The sequence below is a fragment of the Petrachloros mirabilis genome (assembly GCF_975968855.1).
In genome coordinates this window covers 1-4,915 of the sequence record NZ_CDLUDY010000301.1, presented here as the reverse complement: position 1 = coordinate 4,915, position 4,915 = coordinate 1, and the positions used below count along the sequence as shown (strand labels likewise).

The window sequence follows — 4,915 nt, the reverse complement described above, 5'->3', positions numbered from 1 at the left end:
GTCATGATGAAAATCTGAGGGGTCATTTCAGCGAAGGAACTCGACAGAGGATAGAGAGGGCAACGATGCGTTGCCCTCCTCCTTTGCCATGGCCGTGCGATGCTATCCTGTTTCTTGCCCTTTTCTGAGAGACAACAAGGCTGCCCCCTCACGTCCTGTTCAACGCGAACGACTGCGTACTGTAAGAAAGTAAAGAGAGGGTAGGACGGGCTAGGTCAGCTCGTTGAGCTGCGACAGATTCACATCGAACGAGACGACCGGCACGGAGATTTGCCAACGTTCGAGGACTTCTGGATGAACTTCACCGATGACGCCGATGGATTTCCCTCCGACGACAATCTTGCCGGCGCGGCCTTCGAGAAACGACGGGTGCGGGATCGGTTCGAGGCTGTACTCCTTTCCGAGATGATAGAACAGCACGTCCAGGCTCGAGTGAATTTCAGAGAAATGTGCCGCGGCATGGGCGATGACGGCGCCCAGCACGGTTTCAGTCCGTGAGCCCAGCTCGTGTGAGGGATCAGGAATTGCCACATCGCCCGCCTCGAAGAGGCGATGCGGGTAAAATGCCCGGCTCGACGCTGCTTCGACACGCAAGAGCGAAGGGAGCATCCACTGGCGAAGGCAGGAGAAGGTTAGTGCCATGGCATTGGCTACTTCAACCATCTTGCCCCATTCCGTATCATCAAGGCGCATCGCGGAGGCATAGTTTTCCGGCGATCCAAGAATGTTGGAAATAATTTCCTGAAAGCCCAACCCCACCATCAAATCACGCGCCCGATCCGATGTCTGTTCGATGCGTGAGAGACCACCGACGGTAAACTGGGCCGGCATCACGGGAGAGAATTCTCCGTATCCCCGGCTCATCGCCACGTCTTCGACAACATCCATAGGATGCATGACATCCTGTCTGTAAGGTGGGAGCTTCGCCTTGACCGATCCGCTTCCTGCCGAGACGGCATAGCCATACAGTTCGAGGGCCCGCTTCACGGTCTTTGCACCAAGTTCCTGACCCAGCGCCTGTTCGATCGTCTTGATCGCAATGGTCCGCGGCTTTCCAAGGTCCTGAGGCGTGACAACCCGCTTCCCCAACGGTGTATTCTTGGGATACTGCACTTCGATCGGTTCGATGGTCGCGCCACGGTCGGCAAGGTTTGCGGCAAAAATGTTCAAGGTCAAGACGACCATCGCAAGATCGGTTCCTGTCACTTCCACAAACAGTTCATCGTCGTCGACCCGCACTTCTCCGATCTCACGGCTGTTGATGATCGGTGGAAACGACAACGGCTGGTTTTTGGCATCGCGTAAAATGGGGAGTCGATCCTGTCCGGCCATGATGTGCCCGTGTTCCAACCCCTTGGGATGAACCATGAGGATTTCCGCCAGCGTCATCACCGTCTCCATCCCCAGCGGCGTAAACTTTGCCTCATCCGGTCTCACAAGCTCATATTTCACGGGAAACTGTATCTTCGGCAATTGGTAGAGGCCGATCGATACGGTCTTGCGTTTGTGGCCGAAGATATCCGCCAACTTCTCCTGCGTCTGAATGAGCTGGGCCAATCCATCTTCGGTAACGCGGTATCCCTTGGCCGTACAGGCTGCGACATAAGGACGCACCTGCTCCATTCCCGATGCGACGATGAGACGCTGCAAAGCTTTCGGTTTCTTGGTGAAGAAGGGATAGGGTTTCAGCTTACCCTGTTGCTTAATGCGGATCTGTCTGGCGATCCCTTCGCAGCACCAGAGGTCCGGCCTGTTGCTGTCCTGCAGCTCGATCCGCAATTCGCCGGTTTCAGCGTTATGCCCCTTGAGTTCTCCCTTCACGAGCATGAGCCACTCTTCCAGTTGCTCAATGCCGACAGAAGGTTTGCTCCGGCTACCGAGCGAGAGAAGTGATTCGAAGTCGTCTTTGAAGATCGAGATCGTGGGCATGGTGAAGTTAGAACAATCCCCTGGTTGTCCGGATCAATTCCAGATTATCGGTGAATAGTTCCCTGATGTCGTGGATACCGAGCGCCACCATGGCCATGCGATCCAACCCAAGCCCCCAGGCGATCACGGGCACGTTGACGCCCAACGGCAGCGTCACTTCCGGCCGGAAGAGGCCTGCGCCGCCAAGTTCCATCCATCCGAGGCGAGGATGGCGCACATGCATTTCCACCGACGGCTCGGTGAAGGGGAAGTAGGCGGGCAGGAATTTTACTTCCTTCGCCTGGGCCACCTCGCGGGCGAACAGATTGAGCAATCCCAGCAGGGTGCGGAAGTTGATGTCCTCACCCAATACGATCCCTTCCACCTGGAAAAAATCCGTAGCGTGGGTGGCATCGACTTGGTCGTAACGAAAACATCTGGCGATGGAAAAATATTTCCCTGGAACGGCAGGCGTTGAAGCCAACGTTCGCGCAGACACAGCCGTCCCTTGGCTTCGCAGGACCAGACGCCTGGCCCGTTCACCGTCGAACCGGTACTTCCAGCCCGTCGAGCCGGTCTTCCAGCCGTCCTGATGCGCCTTGGTCACTCGTGAAAGGAATGGCTCTGCAATGTGTGTCGCATGGGTCGGGTTCTTGATGAAATACACATCGTGAATATCTCGAGCCGGATGGAACTGCGGCATGAAGAGCGCATCCATGTTCCAAAACTCGGTTTCAACGAGAGATCCGCGCATCTCCTGGAAGCCCATGCTCACGAGTTTGGTTTTGACCGTGTCCAGAAACTCGCGGTAGGGATGTTTCTTGCCGGTCCCGATCCGGGGCGCGCGAAGGCTGATGGTGTATTTCCGGAATCTCTTTGTCCGCCAGCTGCCGTCTTTCAGTAGCTCGGGGCTGAGCTGAGAGACTTCTTCGGCAACGCCCTGCTTCATTAAATGCTCGGCAGCCGTCACGCCGGATGGCGAAAGCTTGAACGCGCGGGCAACACGATCGTCGACCCGAAAGGGTTCTTTGGCATTACCCCGTTTAACGGCGTAATCCTGAATCACCTGTCGATCGGCCTCCTGGAAGCTCTGTAACTCACGCGACCCTTCGCGCAAGTGATGCAACAGTTTTCTGATGGTCTCCGCGGTCTGGCTTGCGCGGCCGGTTGATTCGATGCAGCCGCCTTGTACGATCAAGAGAGCCCCTTCCTTCTTCAAGCGGCCGACGGCCTTGCTGACATCGGAGGGGTCCAGCCCTTTTTGAGACTGGAGATCCTGGATGGTGAGCCGCTGCCCTGTGCCGGCCGCTTCACGGGCTGCAGCCAAGACCGCTTCGATTGGCGACTGGTGGGCACAAAACTGCTCGCCGATCGCCGTGAGGGAAACGATTGGTGTCGTTGTTTCCTTGTCAATCAGGAGAAGGGATTTGGCGAGAAGCCACTCGACAGCCATGCTGAGCTGGGATGGCTCGAGTTCACTCGCGGCAGCCAACTCTTCTGTAGAAAGTGGTGCACCGGAAGGACTCGCTCCCAAGGCCATAAGGACCTTGATCTCGAGAGGATGGAGGCTGTCGAAGGGGAATGCCATATCCGCTCGCATCGCCTATTGATGGACGGGAGCCGGCTGCCCGGCTGTCCGCAGCGACGCAATCGTCCCCTTATAGTCCCGACTGGAAAAGATCGCAGACCCGGCGACGAGCACGTTGGCTCCCGCAGCCAGGATCTGAGCGGCGTTGTCAACCTTCACGCCCCCATCGACCTCCAGCAAGGCGCGGCTGCCCAACTGGTCGATCATCTGACGGGCTTTGGCGATTTTTTTGAGAACGGATGGAATGAATTGTTGCCCCCCGAATCCTGGGCTCACCGACATGATGAGGACGAGATCGACTTCGGGAAGAATTTCTTCGATCGTCTGCAGAGACGTCGCAGGGTTCAACGTGACGCCCGCCTTGACCCCTCGTTCTTTGATGGATTGCACAGTGCGATGGAGGTGTGGACAGGCCTCGACATGGACGGTCAAGCGATCAGCACCTGCCGAAGCGAACTCGGCAATAAAGGCATCGGCGTTGGTGATCATAAGATGCACGTCCAGGGGGAGTTTCGTAACCTTCTTGAGCGACTCAACGATCGGGGGACCGACGGTCAGGTTCGGCACGAAGTGGCCGTCCATCACATCGACGTGCAGGAGATCGGCTCCACCGCGCTCAACAGCAGCCACTTCGTCGGCTAAACGTGCGAAGTCGGCGGACAGAATCGAAGGAGCGATTAAGATTGGTTTGGCCATTTATGTCACCGTTGTGAGACGCGCCGCATAGAAACCATCCATACAATGGCGGTTTCCCATCGTGCAGAGATCTCCACGTTCGGTTAGGAATTCTCTTCCTTCGGCAGGGAGCCAGGGAGCTACAGGATCCCGCCGGAACTCTGCGTGAATACGGCAGAATTCCTCGATCACTGATTCGTTCTCTTCCGGTTCTGTTGAACAGGTACTATAGACCAGCACCCCACCGGGCCGCAAGCACGGAGCCACTGCTTCGAGAATCTGGAGCTGCAGCCGATGATGGCGCTCGAGACTCGCTCCTTCCTTTCTCCACTTTGCTTCAGGATGTCGGCGCAATACCCCCAACCCGCTGCAGGGTGCGTCCACTAAGATCCGATCGAACGGTCGTCCAACCTCACTCGTGTTATCAAGTTCGGACTTCACAGTTTCTAACCATGCGGATGGATGACGAACATCGCCCACCAGTGGAATGATGCTCTTGATTCCGAGACGGACAGAATTACTGCGTAGCAGGTCGAGGCGGGGCCCCTTACGATCAATGGCATACACCGCACCCTGATCTCCCATCAATTCAGCCAGGTGGGTAGCTTTTCCACCCGGTGCTGCACAAGCGTCAAGAATGACGTCCCCGGGCCGGGGCGAGAGAAGGAGCGGAATCAATTGGGCCGCTTCATCCTCAACGTAGAACAACCCCTCAACAAAGCCAGGCAGGTCTGGAACCGGCCC

Annotated in this window: 4 protein-coding genes; all 4 read right to left on the bottom strand. The window is 56.9% G+C overall.

All coding sequences use genetic code 11. From position 1 onward, the window contains the following. Window positions 1-210: 210 nt before the first annotated feature. On the bottom strand, window positions 211-1,929 hold the full coding sequence (gene pheT / locus ACWVCN_RS12955; protein WP_455246249.1) for a phenylalanine--tRNA ligase subunit beta: 1,719 nt from the start codon (window positions 1,927-1,929) through the stop codon (window positions 211-213). Between the two features lie 7 nt (window positions 1,930-1,936). Next, on the bottom strand, window positions 1,937-3,496 hold the full coding sequence (gene pheS, locus ACWVCN_RS12950) for a phenylalanine--tRNA ligase subunit alpha (RefSeq protein WP_455246247.1): 1,560 nt from the start codon (window positions 3,494-3,496) through the stop codon (window positions 1,937-1,939). A gap of 15 nt (window positions 3,497-3,511) precedes the next feature. Continuing rightward, window positions 3,512-4,192 (bottom strand): ribulose-phosphate 3-epimerase, encoded by a 681-nt coding sequence (gene rpe, locus ACWVCN_RS12945; protein WP_455246245.1) that lies wholly within the window; start codon window positions 4,190-4,192, stop codon window positions 3,512-3,514. Next, window positions 4,193-4,915 (bottom strand): RsmB/NOP family class I SAM-dependent RNA methyltransferase (locus ACWVCN_RS12940; RefSeq protein ID WP_455246243.1); only part of this gene is annotated, 723 nt, incomplete at its 5' end. It lies immediately after the preceding gene.